This is a genomic window from Bacillus sp. B1(2022), from assembly GCF_040259625.1.
Lineage (GTDB): Bacteria > Bacillota > Bacilli > Bacillales > Bacillaceae > Bacillus > Bacillus velezensis.
The window spans coordinates 170,917-184,115 of record NZ_JANIFO010000005.1; the positions used below are offsets into that span (position 1 = coordinate 170,917).

Below are 13,199 nucleotides of genomic sequence, written 5' to 3' on the forward strand. Positions count from 1 at the left end.
GGGAGAGATTTCTCTCCCTTAGTTAGCCGCCTCCAGTATTTCTTTAGTGATATTTAAAGCTTCTTTAAGATCTTCTACAGAAGTTAATTGCTTATAATTCTTTTGTCCGCCAAACTTTGCCGCGTAAGCATCAGCTAATTGATGTTTTACTGAGGGCGTTTGACCAGTTACTAAAGAAGTGATTTCGTCCAAGTAAGTCTGAGGGTCGCTTTCAGTCTTCTCAGCAGCTTCCTGCACCTTCTCCTCTCTAAGTAACTCTTCCTCTTTTTTTATTTCCTGGACAGTTCGGTCAGTCTTTGTAATTTGTCCTAGCACTGCATTCTCGAATGTCTTCAAGAAGTTTTCAGCACTGTATTCAACCTTTTCTGGTAGTTCAGTGTATCGGCCTCCAGCAATTTCAACATACTCAGAAGGTCTAAAATACATCATTACTTTTGTGTCATGGAAGTTACTTGCTTTATCACGACCTTTTTTATCTTTAATATTGTCATCAAGCTCATTTCCCTGTTTATCCAACACGGATACTTCGTTATGTAAGCAGCAAATAAGACTTGCCTGCGACTCAAAGACTTTTCTTCCGGAGTTAGGCATCATAAGTTGAATGGAGTTATACTTCATTCCATCATAAAGGGTTGTTTCCTTTTCCTTTGTCCATGCGAGAAACATTAATCCATAACCTGCATTTTTCAAAGTATCGAAAGGCTTTTTAAGTTCCTCATAAAGAGCTGTCCACCCATTTTCCTTACCGTTAGTCGACTCAGAAATATCCTGAAGCGATTCGAATGTTTTACCATAAAGCCTTTTTCTATCATTCAAAATCCAGGCTGTACAAGCATCAATAGCTCTGTCTGCTGTATCTACTCCAATAAGCTTGACGATTCTTCCTGTTTTTGCTTCTTGGACTAATTCAGGCACTACAGCTTTTTTGAAATACTCCCATACTTTCCAAAGGTTTTTGTCTGTGCCTTCCTCATGCAAAGGAACAATATTGTTTAGTTGCCAAGTTTCATACCCGTCCTCAAAGGACAATAATAGAGCCTCTTCTGGGTGTGCGTAATGCATCTCTGTTACTTCTTTCCAGAGCCGTGTCTTACCTGTTTTATATCCCCCTGCTACTAGTGTCATGATGGATTGAAGTTCAACCTTTGGTGTGTTATTTTTAATTTTTTTTCTAAAGCTCATTTAATCTCTCCTTTTAATTTATTATATTAATCAAAGTTATTTTTGTTTTTAGAAAGGCAGATCATCGTCATTGACAACGACTTCTGCAAACGGGTCTTCGTTCGGTGCATTCTCATTTGAAATTTCTTCTTCTGTCAACAGTCCGCTTTTATATGTACCACCAATGTAGTTGAGAATTTCTAAACCTTTTCGAGTCCCAGTAGAAACAGTTTCAAAGGACGCCACTTTTTCCCCTACATCTTCAAAAGGGTTTTCGTCCTCGGTCTCTTTAACTTCGACTTGTGTGAATTGCGCTCTGTTATTGTCGATCCCTTCAACAACTAGAAAAGCGCCTCTCTCTAATGCGCCAAAAGCATCTGCAAAAGATTTTTTTCCTTCTTCTGGCTCTTTATAATAGACAACTAGATCAACATCTTTTGGGACACTTCGATCTTTTCCATAATCAAGATAAACTCCATTTACTTTAGTGTCTTTAGTTTCTTCGTCTTGGTATGTACTCTTAATCCCTAGCTGCATTTCAAATTTATTATGTTCGGTAAAATTTTCAGAGCCAAAGTCTCTTACATAAGGCACATAACTGTATTTGCCGTTTGGTTCGGCTACTCTCACTTCACTTTGAATATTATTTGACACCTTAATTTTGTCTGTTTCTACAACTCCATCAGTGTAACTTACTTTAAACCGCTGCCCCTCAGCGTCGTCTTTTACCTTTGCAATGAATAGGTCTCCACCGGAAGGATCTAGCCAACCTACCTTAACTTTCGCCACACCTTCTTTCGCTTTTCCACTACCGAGTTGGATTCCGTCTTGTTCTGAGTCATACACATTAAACTGAGTTCCACTTTCCACGTCTTTAATTTCAACTTCTCCATTTTTCAAAGGAAAAACTCTGTTAATAATTCGTTTCACTAATTTAATTTCTTCTCCGTTGCCGTTTTCAAAAGTATCAAATTCGTACTGCCCTTGAACTTCAGCCCACATACCAGGCTTAACGATTTTTGCAAATTGTTCTGCCATATCCCATTCTGGGGTAATCACATGATATGTCTCATCAGGTAGCTTTGTCTTGTCGTTACGATCTGCCCACGGGACTGCTACCGTTTTTTTATGTTTGGAGCTATACGCATAAACTAAATCACGTTCCATTCCTGCAAGCTCAACTTTTAATTCATTATAAGGCGCAGTTTCGATACTGAATTGAAGTACTCTCCGATTCTTTTTAGTCTGGGTAACTGTCGTTTCATAAATATCAACATCATACCAACTGTCTGTTTCAGGATCTTTTTTTCTTACCGGCTTCACTAATCCAACAAATCTGAAACTATTGGTAAACTCTTTACCACCATGTTTTTTATTGATTTTAATTTCATCTTTTTTCTTCGCCATTTAATCATCATCCTCTTTTTTTATTTTTAAATTCATTTTTTCTTTGAATATGTAGTTTTACTAAACTTACAATCTTTAATCCCAAGTTCTTTATTTAACTCTATGTATCTCCTTTTAGGAAATTTCCAATTCACTTGATCAACATCTTTGTCTTTCTTATTTAAAATTTCAAAGACCTGCTTTTTTCTATTTACCTTGATGATTAAATTGCCATATGCATACTCCGTGTAAAATAGCCGTTTCCTCACTCGACTAGGATGTGTTTCTTTAACTAAAGTGACATTTCGAATCATCTTTAATAACACTTGATCCGATGAAGTAGCGTGATTATTTTTGACCGACTTTCGATATTGAGCCAAAGCTTTCTCAGTAATTCCGAGTACTAACACGGCTGTACCTCCTTTCCTTTAACTTGAGTTTATTATATCCTTATTTTTTATATTTGTCTATGATTTTTATACTTATTTTTTATTTTTTATGATTGCAAGGCTTCAGTTATCTATCGAAACCCTGCAATTAAAATGGATTATTAAACAACTTCACTCCATGACCACATGTTCATTGTTTGCAGCGTAAAACCGTCAGGAAGCTTTTTCATTTTTACATTTACATTATATCTTTTCCCAGTGGTCTTATGAATTACAGCAAGTTCTTCACCATCATAGAACCGCACAATTGCTTCATTAAATTCAATTGGCTGATCAACCACGTAACCTTCTTTGAGCGCTTTGATATACAGATAAGGATCTGTTTTATAAAGCTCATATAGTCTATTGCCAAAGTCTTCGTGTTTATCTCTAAGCAGATTAAAATTAATTAGGGATATGTACAGTTTTTCCGATATGTTTAGCTTGTTCTTGAAATACCGGATTGCTTCATCTTGTTCTTTACTTAAAATATTGGCCATATATCCATCTCCCAATCTTGTTAAAACTACAATTTTATTTAGACTACAATATCTCCTTCTGCCGTCTTCAGCGTCCCACTATCGAATGTGTTATGAATTAAGGTTGTATTCTTTGCTTTATCTGTGCAATACGGGTGAGATAATAACTTACCCCCAATTCCACGCGCATCATTTCTTACAAGCCGTACTTTGTCCGTATTCTCCAAATACACTCCATATCCTTGGTCTGTTGAACGATTAAACATGATCTCATTATTGTTTAACATGTGTTCTGAACCACCTGTCAGGTGGATAGCAATCAATGACTTACAAAAATAAATCTGATTCTCACTGATCTGACAGCTGTATTTCTCGGATGTACCTTTGATTGCAACATTTCTTGGATTATGAATTTCATTTCTGTTGAAATACACTTCAGAATCCTTATCCCAAAAGATGCCGTATCCACTTCCGCTTAAGAATAGGTCATTCAACTTTAAACGAACTGATTGAGACCTTTCACAATAAATTCCCCCGTGCACATTTGCAAATTCATTAATTGCAAAGCTTACACGGTTCGAATCCATGATTTTAATGGCATAAGCAGATGTGGTATTTCCCCCTTTATTATTTGTAACTCTCACATCTTTTGAGTTTCGCACTTGAACTTGTATACAATCGCTGTTTTCAATATGATTATTCGAAATAAAAACATCTTCTGCTTCATGTGTTGCAATCGGACAAGCCGCGATGTTTTCAAGTATATTGTTCGTTACATCAATCCCTTTACCTCTTACACAAATGCCTATTTCAAACCCTCTTACAGTGTTACCGCTGATTTGCACTCTATTTCCTGACTCCGTGCTTGAAACACCCACCGAGTCAATTCCATATTTCTTGGATTTTCCCTTATTAATAATCTTGTTGTCCTTAACACTGACATCAGTGCTGTATCCAAAAGAGATAACATTGTCACTAAAGTTTCCTTCTAAGTTTACTTCACCACTTGTGTGAGCTGTAACGGATCCACGCCCATTATTTTTAAACCTGCAGTTTCGTACAGTTAATTTGTATGGGTGATCATACTTAATTCCGTTTTCTCCAAAACCCTCTAAATCAATTCCTAATTGTGGCCCAATGGTATCTCCCCCAGCTTCCTCTATATCACAGTCGTCTACAAGAAGACCTTCACAACCATTGGTAGCCAGATTATTTCTTCTCCCTCTTAAAAGAGTACACTTTCGAACGGTTACATTCTTTGAAGGCGTATACGCTCCTGAAGTGTTCATCATCCCATCGGCTGCTATCCAAATGTTATCTCCAATACAGTCAGAGACTTGCACATTTTCAATTAACACATTACTGCTGCCATGAATATGAATTCCGTATCCCCATTCATGTGTCCTTTTAATTGAAGTTACTTTTGAATAATCATGCTCGTATCGATCCCCTATAATTTGACCGCCACGAATCGTTACATTGCTCGCTTGGCCAATATAAAAACAGGAGTAGCCTTGAGAATCATTAGGCAACACTTTAAAAACAGCCTCTGGATGAAGTATTAACTCAATATTCGAAGGAACATTAATACCTCCACCGAATTCAGGCAACCGCCTTGACATATTCACAGCATCAATTAGATAGGTACCTTTTGGAATATGTACTTTATAGAATGATTTTGAGCTTGCATACTCTAAAGCTCGGTTTATTCCTTCTGTTGTTTCAATTGCATTTGACCCTTTATCATCAATTCCCCAATCCAGAGCATCAACAAAATAGTATAAGGGCTGCTCCATGTTCATGTTGTCAAACCCTTCCCTTCTGCATTTTCATTGAGAAATCGTGACAGAGTGTCAATGAAGTTATAAAAGGTCTCATTTCTTGTTCCTGAGCGCCCTTTGAGAGAAAAGGTGTTAAACATTGATTTTCGCAGTCCAGTACTCAATTCAAGTTGAATGCTCTTTCCTGTTTTATTTTTATTGGCAACATTGTTCGGGCTGCTACCAGATAGCCTCGTACCCTCATCAAGAAGCTCTGCAGAGTAACCGGCATTATTTAATGTGCTTGCTATCGCTTCAGCTTTGTCCCGATCTGTGCCTCCAACTAAAACATGTTGGTCATTACTTGCATAACCGTGAAGTGACAATGTGAACTCATGTTCCTTCAACATTTCAAGTACTTGTGGTTCATCAAAATTCGTACTGGTTAAATGTAAATCAAATGCTCCTGGTGTCTTTAAAGCTTCAAAAAGATATGTAGAGTATGTTTCGCTTAATTCCTTTGCAAGCTCGCTTGTTCCCCCCTCTATACCACCTCCATGGGGAGCAAGAATTAATACATCAGTGTCTTGCTCTTTTGAAAATACGCTAAAATTGAACGGTGATTCATTCGCTTTAAGCTCTTCAAAGTTCCGATACTTGTCCGCTGCTAAAATACTCTCAGGATTCAGGAATGAAACCAGAGCAGTCGCCAAGACTGGAAAAGTCTTCTTTACTGTGATATACTTTAATAGCTTCGTAGTGATACGATGCATGCAGAGTTGGGAGCGCCCGTCATAGCAAACCCTCTCTGCCTCTTCAATCTTTTTTAACATTTCCTCTATTCTGTTTTTAATCCTCAACAATTAATAACCACTCCTTTTTATTTTTGTTTTATTCTTAAAACTCAAATCACATAGGTAACTCACATTGTTATCACCCCCTTAAATAAAAAATTACTTTTATGCAAAATTCGTATTTGTTTTTTCTAGCTGCTTAATTGCCATTTGTAATCCAACCCAGTATGCAATAAATTGATGCGGTAACTCACTGCCAAAATCAGAAACACTTTCTGCTTCTTCTGTGTCAAACCAATCCGCTGTAGTAGTCTCATAAATAGAAAAGACTGCTGTTTTAAAATGCTCATGTAATGAAAAATTCATTGCTGCTTCCCTTAAATCTTCATGCAATTCATCCAAATCGTCTAATTGGTCATCTTTCCTCTCTAAATACCATTCGTCTAATTCCCTGAGTGCCTTCTTGTAGTTAAAACTCCATCTTTCATCTGAATGAGCTGTCAGTTTTCTAGTTAAATAGTGAAGATCAAATTCTTTTATGTTTTTTAATGTGGCACTACATGTTAGGTTATAAACTGCTTCACCTATATCTCCAGAAATAAATATGTTATTGTCAGACAATACAAACGTTGTTCGGTACTCAAATGTCTCAGGCTTTTCCCAATAGATAACCTGCAGCCCCTCATTGCCTCTGATTTCAGCAACATGATTTTTAAACCAATTATCTTTAATTTCTTTTTTCGTTTTTTCTATGTAGTCCATTCTCTCACTCCTTTTCGATCAAAAACCAAATAACTTTCTCTCCACAAGCTAGGTGGACTTCTTGCCAATCACCTTCCCATGAATCTTCTTCTAATTCAACTTCTTCTCTTGCACAAACCTTTTTACATTTATTACAGTAGTAGGTGGTCATTTTCAAATTCCTTTCCTATAAAATATCGTTTTTATTCAGTTTCTTTTCTTACCCATTTTCTAACCTTCATTTCTTTTAACTCCACTTCATAGCAATCCACTTGATCTTCAAATTCCCAAGGGCTTTCATGCTGGCTTTCAGTGGCACCCTTGCTATAGAAAGTTTCAAAAAAGCGTCCTTGATATGGAAATACAATTCTATAGTGAACGCTCCACCTTGATGTGTCAGTGATTTCTTCTAAAATTGAGGACTCCGGTAGCCCCAATTCATTTACCATGTAATCCTTGTCCAATTTAATATTCATTCAAAATAACCCCTCTTCCTTTGCAGCATTCACATTCGACTAAAGGCTCGTTGATTTTGGCCATCAGATCATCTAAAAATTTCTTAATATTACTCTTTAAATCTTCAACGTCCTTTCCACTAAACGGTTCTACAATTGGGTAGCTCTGATAGGCTTTAGGTGCAACATTGTAAATTTCAACTTCCCGCTTTGTTTGAAATCTTTTCTCAAGTTTAGGCTTTCTCCGTTTGTACATTGCATTAAGATCAACTACATACTCGTGAGGTTTGTAAAGCTCCAAAACTTTGACCACAGTAAAACAGAAATCATAATCACTCGTGACTCTTGCAAGTTTAGGGTTTATATTGGCTTTTATATGGTTTCTGATAATCTTATAGCTTTCTTCTCGGGACAGGTGACACGGCTTTGTTTCAAGAAGCATTGGATGAGTTTGAATTCTATCCAGTAAGTTATAATTCAAGTTAAAATTATGACTTTGCAGCTTAAGTTCTCCGTCAATCTCTTCAATTACGTTCATTTCAAACTCAATTTTTTCATTTTGTTGTGGGACTTCTTCAAATTTCAAATCATATAGACCTTTTACTTCGTAGTATTCACTTTCTTCATCTATGTATGAAACATTAATTACTTGTGGTGTCAGATCAGTTTCCTGGAATCCCTCTTTTAATTCATACCTATGATTGATTTTTTTAGCCGGCATTTGTTTTTCAATAACACTTGGTTCCTTATCAAGCTTAAACCAGTCTGATTTATACGTTTCAGTTGCTCGTTTCCCATCGAAAAACAATTCATCTAATTGACTATGAAAATATTTCTTTCCTTCAATATTGTCAGACACCAAAAAACAGTTATTAGTTTTAATACCAATTAGCTTCATCAAAATTCCCCTTTTTGATTTTATTTTTATCCTTATAAAATTCCTGTTTTATCTTCATCGATGCTATCTGCTCTCTCTAATTATCATACACTTATTTTATTTTTATCCAATAAATCAATTATGTAAGTCTCATACATGTCATCCCAATAAGGATCTGTTCTTGCTATGTATTTCTTTGCTCTTCCATTCTCCTTAATCTTAAATGTTTGCCCCTTTTGAATATCAGTGAACTTCTTCTTTGTCCATATCCCTCTAATTAACACATCCACTTCTTTAACCTCAACTGTTTGCTGCTTCATCACATTCCTCCTTTTTGATTTTCGTGTATCAAGCCTGTACAATATTCAAAAACCCTAAAGGATGATGAACATGTGTGGCAGGTTCACTTTATTTTCTGAGTTTGACGACATCATCGAACAGTTCAATATAGACCAATTTTTGTCTGAAGACGAATACAACCCAAGCTATAATGTCGCTCCATCACAAAACATCCTGACAATCATTAATGATGGATCAAATAATCGTCTGGGCAAACTTAGATGGGGTCTTATACCTCCTTGGGCTAAGGATGAAAAGATCGGGTATAAAATGATTAATGCTCGTGCTGAAACATTGGCCGAGAAAGCAAGCTTTAGAAAGCCGCTTGTCAGCAAACGTTGCATCATCCCTGCGGACAGTTTTTATGAATGGAAACGTCTTGACCCAAAGACTAAGATTCCTATGCGGATAAAGCTTAAATCATCCAACCTCTTTGCATTTGCTGGCTTATATGAAAGGTGGAATACGCCAGAAGGCAAACCGTTATACACCTGTACAATCATCACGACAAAGCCCAATGAGCTTATGGAAGACATCCATGATCGGATGCCAGTTATCCTTACTGATGAGAACAAAAAGGAATGGCTTAACCCCAAAAACACCGATACTAATTATCTTCAAAGCTTACTGCTGCCATATGACGCTGATGACATGGAGGCTTATCAAGTTTCATCTTTAGTGAATTCACCTAAAAACAACTCACCGGAACTGATTGAATCCCATTAAGTACCACAGTCATTTTGCTTTATATATCACCTTCGCTTAGCTATTATGTTCTAAGTAGGAGGTGATATTTTGTTTGTATCGCCAATGTTATTGCATTCAATCAAAGAACCATTTGATGACGATAGTTATATTACCGAGCTGAAATTTGATGGAATAAGACTCATCCTCTCCAAGTTTAATGATCAGATAAAGCTTTACACTCGTCACAACAATGAAGTAACAAGCAAGTTTCCAGAACTGTTGGATCTCGATATACCCAATGGAACTGTTTTAGACGGTGAAATCATTGTTGCTACCCCAGGTGGGGCTCCTGATTTCGAGGCTGTAATGGAACGCTTTATGTCTAAGAAATCAGCCCATAAGGTGGTTTACTGTGTATTCGATGTAGTTTATATTGATGGACATTCAATCGCTACTAAGCCACTCACTGAACGTAAGAGTATGCTTTCAGACCTAAACCTTGACCACGATAATGTATTTGTTATTGAAGGCCTGCAAGGAAACGGATTAGCTTATTTTAATCTGGCCAAAGAAAAGCATCTTGAAGGAATCGTACTAAAGAAAGCTAACTCCCCTTATGAAATCAATAAACGTTCCCATAACTGGCTGAAAGTGATTAACTACGATTACACAGATGTGCTTATCACCGGCTACACCAAAGAAGATATAAAGTTTCTTCTGTCTTATCCTGATGGAACTGCAGCCGGATTCATGGAATTTATGCCGAATGCGGAACGAAGTAAATTCCACTCTATGAAACAAGTAAAGTCTGAATCTGATGAATATGTATTTGTAGAACCTATCTTATGTAAGGTTAAGCACAGATTTAAGACTAAGCACGGTAAACTCCGCATCCCTTCCTTTGAATCCTGGAGAGTCTAATCTCTCCGTTACATAATTCCTTAGTTCAAAGTTAATTAATTTTGATGAAAATTTAGTACATGAATCAATTAGTTTAACTCGCCCATTCATCAAAGCTGTAGGGGTAATCAACACTGTCAATGAAACCGACCTCCTTCGCCTTCTGACGGATTTTCATACATCCTTCATAGCTGTAAGCCCATATTTCTTTATAATCCCTCAGCTCGCCGTATTTCCCTGTTATGATGAATTTTCTGAAGCTGTTGACCAGTTGCCACATGTTGCCTCCATGCGAAAAGCCGTTTGCACGCCCGTATCCCATTTCATACGGGTAAACATCACTCCCCGTGTAATCATCAACGAAGAACAGTTTTTTCTTAAACCTGAAATACGCTATCCGATTCTTTGACTTACAGTAGAAAGTACATCTATCAATACTTGCGATAAGCTTAATCAAATCGTTTATGTCGTTCATTCGTTTCAATTGCTCTGCTGATGCCATCTGCACTCTTCCCCTCTTTCTATAAAATAACTATTTTATTGAAGCTCCTTCTTATCCCTAAAAATACAGTATCTTTGTAACTTGGATACCTCAGTTCATTTACATATAATTACATTGTATTTAATCAATAAATCAGGAGTTGATTATATTGAAAATTAAAAAGCTTATTACGAGTTCTCTTTTACTAACATCTTTAATCCTTACCGCTGCTCCCGCATATGCAACTAATGTTGTTAAAAGTCAAAATGATTTAGGAATACAGGGCAACCAGATGGAGATGACCGTTGTTAAATACTACACTCGAGAAGAAGCCCGAAGTGGATTTCCTAACTCAATTGATTATGCGGAAAATGGATGGTATGGAACTCTGTATATTGATTTAAAAACTTGGGAACAACAACCTGATGGAAGGTACCGAGTAGAATATAAAGGAACTGTATACTTAGGACTTTAATTCAAGGGCGTATGCCCTTTTTCATTTGTATAAAAACTATCTTTTATTTAGATTTCATCAGCTTGTCTAATAGTGTCTAACAATTCTTTCTTCTTGAAATATGTCTTTTCCAAACGATTTACTTCCTTTTGTAATTCAGTAGCAGCATCATACTTAAGGATCCATTCTCCTACTCCACAGACTTCTCTTCGTTCTTTCTCAAACGTTTTTATGTGATGGCCTTCAAACCAAACCCTTACTCTTGTTCCGTTTTCAAATTCATTATTAAAAGCAACTTCTTTGTTAATTCCCGCATAAATGCATTTATATTTACTGTTGTCGACTACATATGTATTCATTTTGCCACTCCTTATAGATTGTATTGACTGTCTTTAAGTGAATCCCAATCAAACGATTCAAGCACGTTAAGTAACTGCTCTACTTTCGGTGCCCTCCAAGCTGTCATGGCGTATGTATGAGCTTCTGAAGTGTAGTGATGCTTATTCAATTTGATATGTGTCTTCGCCTCTGCTTTAGTCAAAAACATTGTATCCGGCCGTACAATGTGAACCTTTCTTTCTGGAATTAATTCTGCTTCCTCATCAATGTATTTTTGAATCCACTCAATAGGATCGTCAAAGTCGTCCTTTTCCAACTCTGTTAAAGCTTCCTCAGAAAGCTTACTATCTTCTTTTATTTCTTCTAAATAATCATCTAAAACATATGCTTCTGCTATATATGGCAGGTATACAGAATACCGTTCTGCATTTTCTTCTCGAGCTTCGACCCATTCATAATCACCAACTGTCCAGAAACGTGGTGCAGCTTGACCGTCGCTATCTTGATTTTTCAACTCTTGCTGAAGTTCTTTTAAAAACTGAATATCTTGATTCATTTGCTTCCTCCCATCTGTTTAAAATCACGATTTTAATTTAACTTTAATGTGTATCATCTTGAGAAAATCCCCTTTAATTGGTAAGCTGACACCAGATCATACTTATACAAGGCAGGTGATGTCATGAATAAAATAATCGGAATGGCTGGATTAATTATCTCCTTACTTGTGTCAGGGTTTTCAGCAAGTGATTCATTGACTCAAAAGATCGCTATGGCTTGTCTATTTTTGTTCTTATTGATTTATAATTTTGAACATACTAAGGAGTTCTCTAAAAAATCTTTGGCTATTATAGGCTCTTCCTTCATTGTATTAATGCTTGGAATTTATCAATTGCTCTCTATAACTGGTGATTATTTTAAGAGCCATGGCTTAAATATGGGCCTTATCATCTTACTTGAGATTGTCTTAGTTATTGTATTAGTGACTGCTGCGCTGAGTTTAATCAAGTATATGGCTGATCGGTTAAGGAAAACACCTGTTGGTAAAGAGCTTTGACTCTTTGCCTTTTTTAAGCTAAATATTTCTTTTTATGCCGTCTTCTATGTACAAAATCAAATGCGATATCAACTTTAACTTTTGTTGGTTCCTTCACCTCTGGTGCTACTCGCTCCGTAACAACAATCAGTTGTCCATTTTCCTGGCGGTCAATGCTCTGGACTGAATATCCTTTAGCAGCGTAATATTCTCCAATAATCTCATCAACGTGGTTGCTATGCAGATTTGCCTTTATCATTCGAATAACCTCCACTTATTTTATTTTTATCCTTATTTCTTCTATATGTATTCCATCCGCAGCCGTCAAACATGCTTATGTCCGCACCCAGATGCCATTTAAACCAAACTAAGTTAAACCAGGCTGTGTCAATTATGTGCTTTAAATATCCTATGCGCCTTCCTCCTTTCAATGAAATAATCCTTTTAAACAAATATCAACTCTGGCTCTTTATCCTCTTCATATCGTTTGTAGCCAATAAAGTAATTCTCATCTGTTTTATAGATAAATGGTGAAATCCAATCAATAGAATTCTCAATTTCATTATTATAGTTTTTTAGATTGCATCTAATTGTTGCATAATACCCATCTACTAGAGTATCCCTTACAATTTCACTGTGGGTTTTGCCATCAAAATAATAACTATCAGATTGAAGCATGAATCGCCACCTGCTCCCTTCAAGAAACAGCTTATGCTCTGGAAGTTCATTTGGTTGTTCATCTCGTTGACCAGTCATAAACTCTAAAATTTCAATTATGCAACTTGGTGTTTCCTTAATAAGTTCAAAAGCACATACCAATTCTGTATACATCCCCATTAATACAACTCCCTCTTATTAAAACAGTCTTTTTATTACGATTCTGTA

At 36.5% G+C, this 13,199-nt stretch carries 20 protein-coding genes; 4 read left to right on the top strand and 16 right to left on the bottom strand.

Annotation, left to right across the window (positions count from 1 at the left end):
* Positions 1–18 precede the first annotated feature (18 nt).
* The 11 genes from NQS30_RS11385 to NQS30_RS11435 all read right to left on the bottom strand — a co-directional run bounded on the left by NQS30_RS11385 (position 19) and on the right by NQS30_RS11435 (position 8,401).
* Positions 19–1,182: an AAA family ATPase gene (locus tag NQS30_RS11385; protein ID WP_218791710.1), complete on the bottom strand. Its 1,164-nt coding sequence runs from the start codon at positions 1,180–1,182 to the stop codon at positions 19–21.
* 48 nt (positions 1,183–1,230) lie between these two features.
* Entirely contained in the window at positions 1,231–2,568 is a 1,338-nt protein-coding gene (locus NQS30_RS11390; protein WP_218791709.1) for a hypothetical protein, read from the bottom strand.
* 32 nt (positions 2,569–2,600) lie between these two features.
* A complete protein-coding gene (locus NQS30_RS11395; RefSeq protein WP_122503977.1) occupies positions 2,601–2,957 on the bottom strand; it encodes a hypothetical protein in 357 nt (118 codons plus the stop codon).
* A gap of 140 nt (positions 2,958–3,097) precedes the next feature.
* Positions 3,098–3,475 (bottom strand): hypothetical protein, encoded by a 378-nt coding sequence (locus NQS30_RS11400; RefSeq protein ID WP_020954103.1) that lies wholly within the window; start codon positions 3,473–3,475, stop codon positions 3,098–3,100.
* Between the two features lie 38 nt (positions 3,476–3,513).
* The gene (locus tag NQS30_RS11405) at positions 3,514–5,256 is read right to left on the bottom strand and encodes a right-handed parallel beta-helix repeat-containing protein (RefSeq protein ID WP_218791708.1); all 1,743 of its coding nucleotides are present in this window, start codon (positions 5,254–5,256) and stop codon (positions 3,514–3,516) included.
* Positions 5,253–6,077: a poly-gamma-glutamate hydrolase family protein gene (locus NQS30_RS11410; RefSeq protein WP_218791707.1), complete on the bottom strand. Its 825-nt coding sequence runs from the start codon at positions 6,075–6,077 to the stop codon at positions 5,253–5,255. The genes NQS30_RS11405 and NQS30_RS11410 overlap by 4 nt, the downstream gene beginning before the upstream one ends.
* Positions 6,078–6,173: 96 nt before the next feature.
* A complete protein-coding gene (locus NQS30_RS11415; protein ID WP_218791706.1) occupies positions 6,174–6,770 on the bottom strand; it encodes a hypothetical protein in 597 nt (198 codons plus the stop codon).
* A 4-nt stretch (positions 6,771–6,774) separates the two neighbouring features.
* The gene (locus NQS30_RS11420; protein WP_218791705.1) at positions 6,775–6,921 is read right to left on the bottom strand and encodes a hypothetical protein; all 147 of its coding nucleotides are present in this window, start codon (positions 6,919–6,921) and stop codon (positions 6,775–6,777) included.
* Between the two features lie 31 nt (positions 6,922–6,952).
* On the bottom strand, positions 6,953–7,225 hold the full coding sequence (locus NQS30_RS11425) for a hypothetical protein (protein ID WP_218791704.1): 273 nt from the start codon (positions 7,223–7,225) through the stop codon (positions 6,953–6,955).
* Positions 7,215–8,102: a hypothetical protein gene (locus tag NQS30_RS11430; protein ID WP_218791703.1), complete on the bottom strand. Its 888-nt coding sequence runs from the start codon at positions 8,100–8,102 to the stop codon at positions 7,215–7,217. The genes NQS30_RS11425 and NQS30_RS11430 overlap by 11 nt, the downstream gene beginning before the upstream one ends.
* An 83-nt stretch (positions 8,103–8,185) precedes the next feature.
* Complete coding sequence (locus NQS30_RS11435; RefSeq protein ID WP_206583879.1) at positions 8,186–8,401, bottom strand: hypothetical protein; 216 nt, start codon at positions 8,399–8,401, stop codon at positions 8,186–8,188.
* Positions 8,402–8,471: 70 nt separating this feature from the next.
* Between NQS30_RS11435 and NQS30_RS11440 the strand changes: the two genes are divergently transcribed.
* Positions 8,472–9,146, top strand: coding sequence for an SOS response-associated peptidase (locus NQS30_RS11440; RefSeq protein ID WP_218791702.1), 675 nt, complete (start codon positions 8,472–8,474; stop codon positions 9,144–9,146).
* 69 nt (positions 9,147–9,215) lie between these two features.
* Positions 9,216–10,028 (top strand): ATP-dependent DNA ligase, encoded by an 813-nt coding sequence (locus tag NQS30_RS11445; protein ID WP_218791701.1) that lies wholly within the window; start codon positions 9,216–9,218, stop codon positions 10,026–10,028.
* A 73-nt stretch (positions 10,029–10,101) separates the two neighbouring features.
* Here NQS30_RS11445 and NQS30_RS11450 read toward each other — a convergent pair whose 3' ends face one another.
* Positions 10,102–10,509, bottom strand: a complete 408-nt coding sequence (locus tag NQS30_RS11450) for a hypothetical protein (RefSeq protein WP_218791700.1) — start codon at positions 10,507–10,509, stop codon at positions 10,102–10,104.
* 148 nt (positions 10,510–10,657) lie between these two features.
* Here NQS30_RS11450 and NQS30_RS11455 point away from each other — a divergent pair, with 148 nt between their 5' ends.
* Positions 10,658–10,963, top strand: coding sequence for a hypothetical protein (locus tag NQS30_RS11455; protein ID WP_218791699.1), 306 nt, complete (start codon positions 10,658–10,660; stop codon positions 10,961–10,963).
* 47 nt (positions 10,964–11,010) lie between these two features.
* Here NQS30_RS11455 and NQS30_RS11460 read toward each other — a convergent pair whose 3' ends face one another.
* The gene (locus NQS30_RS11460; protein ID WP_218791698.1) at positions 11,011–11,301 is read right to left on the bottom strand and encodes a hypothetical protein; all 291 of its coding nucleotides are present in this window, start codon (positions 11,299–11,301) and stop codon (positions 11,011–11,013) included.
* An 11-nt stretch (positions 11,302–11,312) separates the two neighbouring features.
* Complete coding sequence (locus tag NQS30_RS11465) at positions 11,313–11,837, bottom strand: hypothetical protein (RefSeq protein ID WP_218791697.1); 525 nt, start codon at positions 11,835–11,837, stop codon at positions 11,313–11,315.
* 123 nt (positions 11,838–11,960) lie between these two features.
* Between NQS30_RS11465 and NQS30_RS11470 the strand changes: the two genes are divergently transcribed.
* A complete protein-coding gene (locus tag NQS30_RS11470) occupies positions 11,961–12,335 on the top strand; it encodes a YoqO family protein (RefSeq protein ID WP_218791696.1) in 375 nt (124 codons plus the stop codon).
* Between the two features lie 13 nt (positions 12,336–12,348).
* Here NQS30_RS11470 and NQS30_RS11475 read toward each other — a convergent pair whose 3' ends face one another.
* Both NQS30_RS11475 and NQS30_RS11480 read right to left on the bottom strand, forming a co-directional pair.
* On the bottom strand, positions 12,349–12,573 hold the full coding sequence (locus tag NQS30_RS11475; RefSeq protein ID WP_218791695.1) for a hypothetical protein: 225 nt from the start codon (positions 12,571–12,573) through the stop codon (positions 12,349–12,351).
* A 185-nt stretch (positions 12,574–12,758) separates the two neighbouring features.
* Positions 12,759–13,151 carry a hypothetical protein gene (locus tag NQS30_RS11480; RefSeq protein WP_218791694.1) on the bottom strand — a complete coding sequence of 131 codons (393 nt, stop codon included), beginning with the start codon at positions 13,149–13,151 and terminating at the stop codon, positions 12,759–12,761.
* Between the last annotated feature and the right edge of the window lie 48 nt (positions 13,152–13,199).

What these genes read in the sequence shown, in the direction of transcription:
- NQS30_RS11475 (WP_218791695.1), bottom strand. Translation starts at nt 12,573, where the DNA reads ATGATAAAGGCAAATCTGCATAGCAACCACGTTGATGAGATTATTGGA.
- NQS30_RS11420 (WP_218791705.1), bottom strand. Translation starts at nt 6,921, where the DNA reads ATGACCACCTACTACTGTAATAAATGTAAAAAGGTTTGTGCAAGAGAA.
- NQS30_RS11480 (WP_218791694.1), bottom strand. Translation starts at nt 13,151, where the DNA reads ATGGGGATGTATACAGAATTGGTATGTGCTTTTGAACTTATTAAGGAA.
- NQS30_RS11415 (WP_218791706.1), bottom strand. Translation starts at nt 6,770, where the DNA reads ATGGACTACATAGAAAAAACGAAAAAAGAAATTAAAGATAATTGGTTT.
- NQS30_RS11435 (WP_206583879.1), bottom strand. Translation starts at nt 8,401, where the DNA reads ATGAAGCAGCAAACAGTTGAGGTTAAAGAAGTGGATGTGTTAATTAGA.
- NQS30_RS11460 (WP_218791698.1), bottom strand. Translation starts at nt 11,301, where the DNA reads ATGAATACATATGTAGTCGACAACAGTAAATATAAATGCATTTATGCG.
- NQS30_RS11465 (WP_218791697.1), bottom strand. Translation starts at nt 11,837, where the DNA reads ATGAATCAAGATATTCAGTTTTTAAAAGAACTTCAGCAAGAGTTGAAA.
- NQS30_RS11400 (WP_020954103.1), bottom strand. Translation starts at nt 3,475, where the DNA reads ATGGCCAATATTTTAAGTAAAGAACAAGATGAAGCAATCCGGTATTTC.
- NQS30_RS11470 (WP_218791696.1), top strand. Translation starts at nt 11,961, where the DNA reads ATGAATAAAATAATCGGAATGGCTGGATTAATTATCTCCTTACTTGTG.
- NQS30_RS11425 (WP_218791704.1), bottom strand. Translation starts at nt 7,225, where the DNA reads ATGAATATTAAATTGGACAAGGATTACATGGTAAATGAATTGGGGCTA.
- NQS30_RS11450 (WP_218791700.1), bottom strand. Translation starts at nt 10,509, where the DNA reads ATGGCATCAGCAGAGCAATTGAAACGAATGAACGACATAAACGATTTG.
- NQS30_RS11430 (WP_218791703.1), bottom strand. Translation starts at nt 8,102, where the DNA reads ATGAAGCTAATTGGTATTAAAACTAATAACTGTTTTTTGGTGTCTGAC.
- NQS30_RS11405 (WP_218791708.1), bottom strand. Translation starts at nt 5,256, where the DNA reads ATGAACATGGAGCAGCCCTTATACTATTTTGTTGATGCTCTGGATTGG.
- NQS30_RS11440 (WP_218791702.1), top strand. Translation starts at nt 8,472, where the DNA reads ATGTGTGGCAGGTTCACTTTATTTTCTGAGTTTGACGACATCATCGAA.
- NQS30_RS11390 (WP_218791709.1), bottom strand. Translation starts at nt 2,568, where the DNA reads ATGGCGAAGAAAAAAGATGAAATTAAAATCAATAAAAAACATGGTGGT.
- NQS30_RS11385 (WP_218791710.1), bottom strand. Translation starts at nt 1,182, where the DNA reads ATGAGCTTTAGAAAAAAAATTAAAAATAACACACCAAAGGTTGAACTT.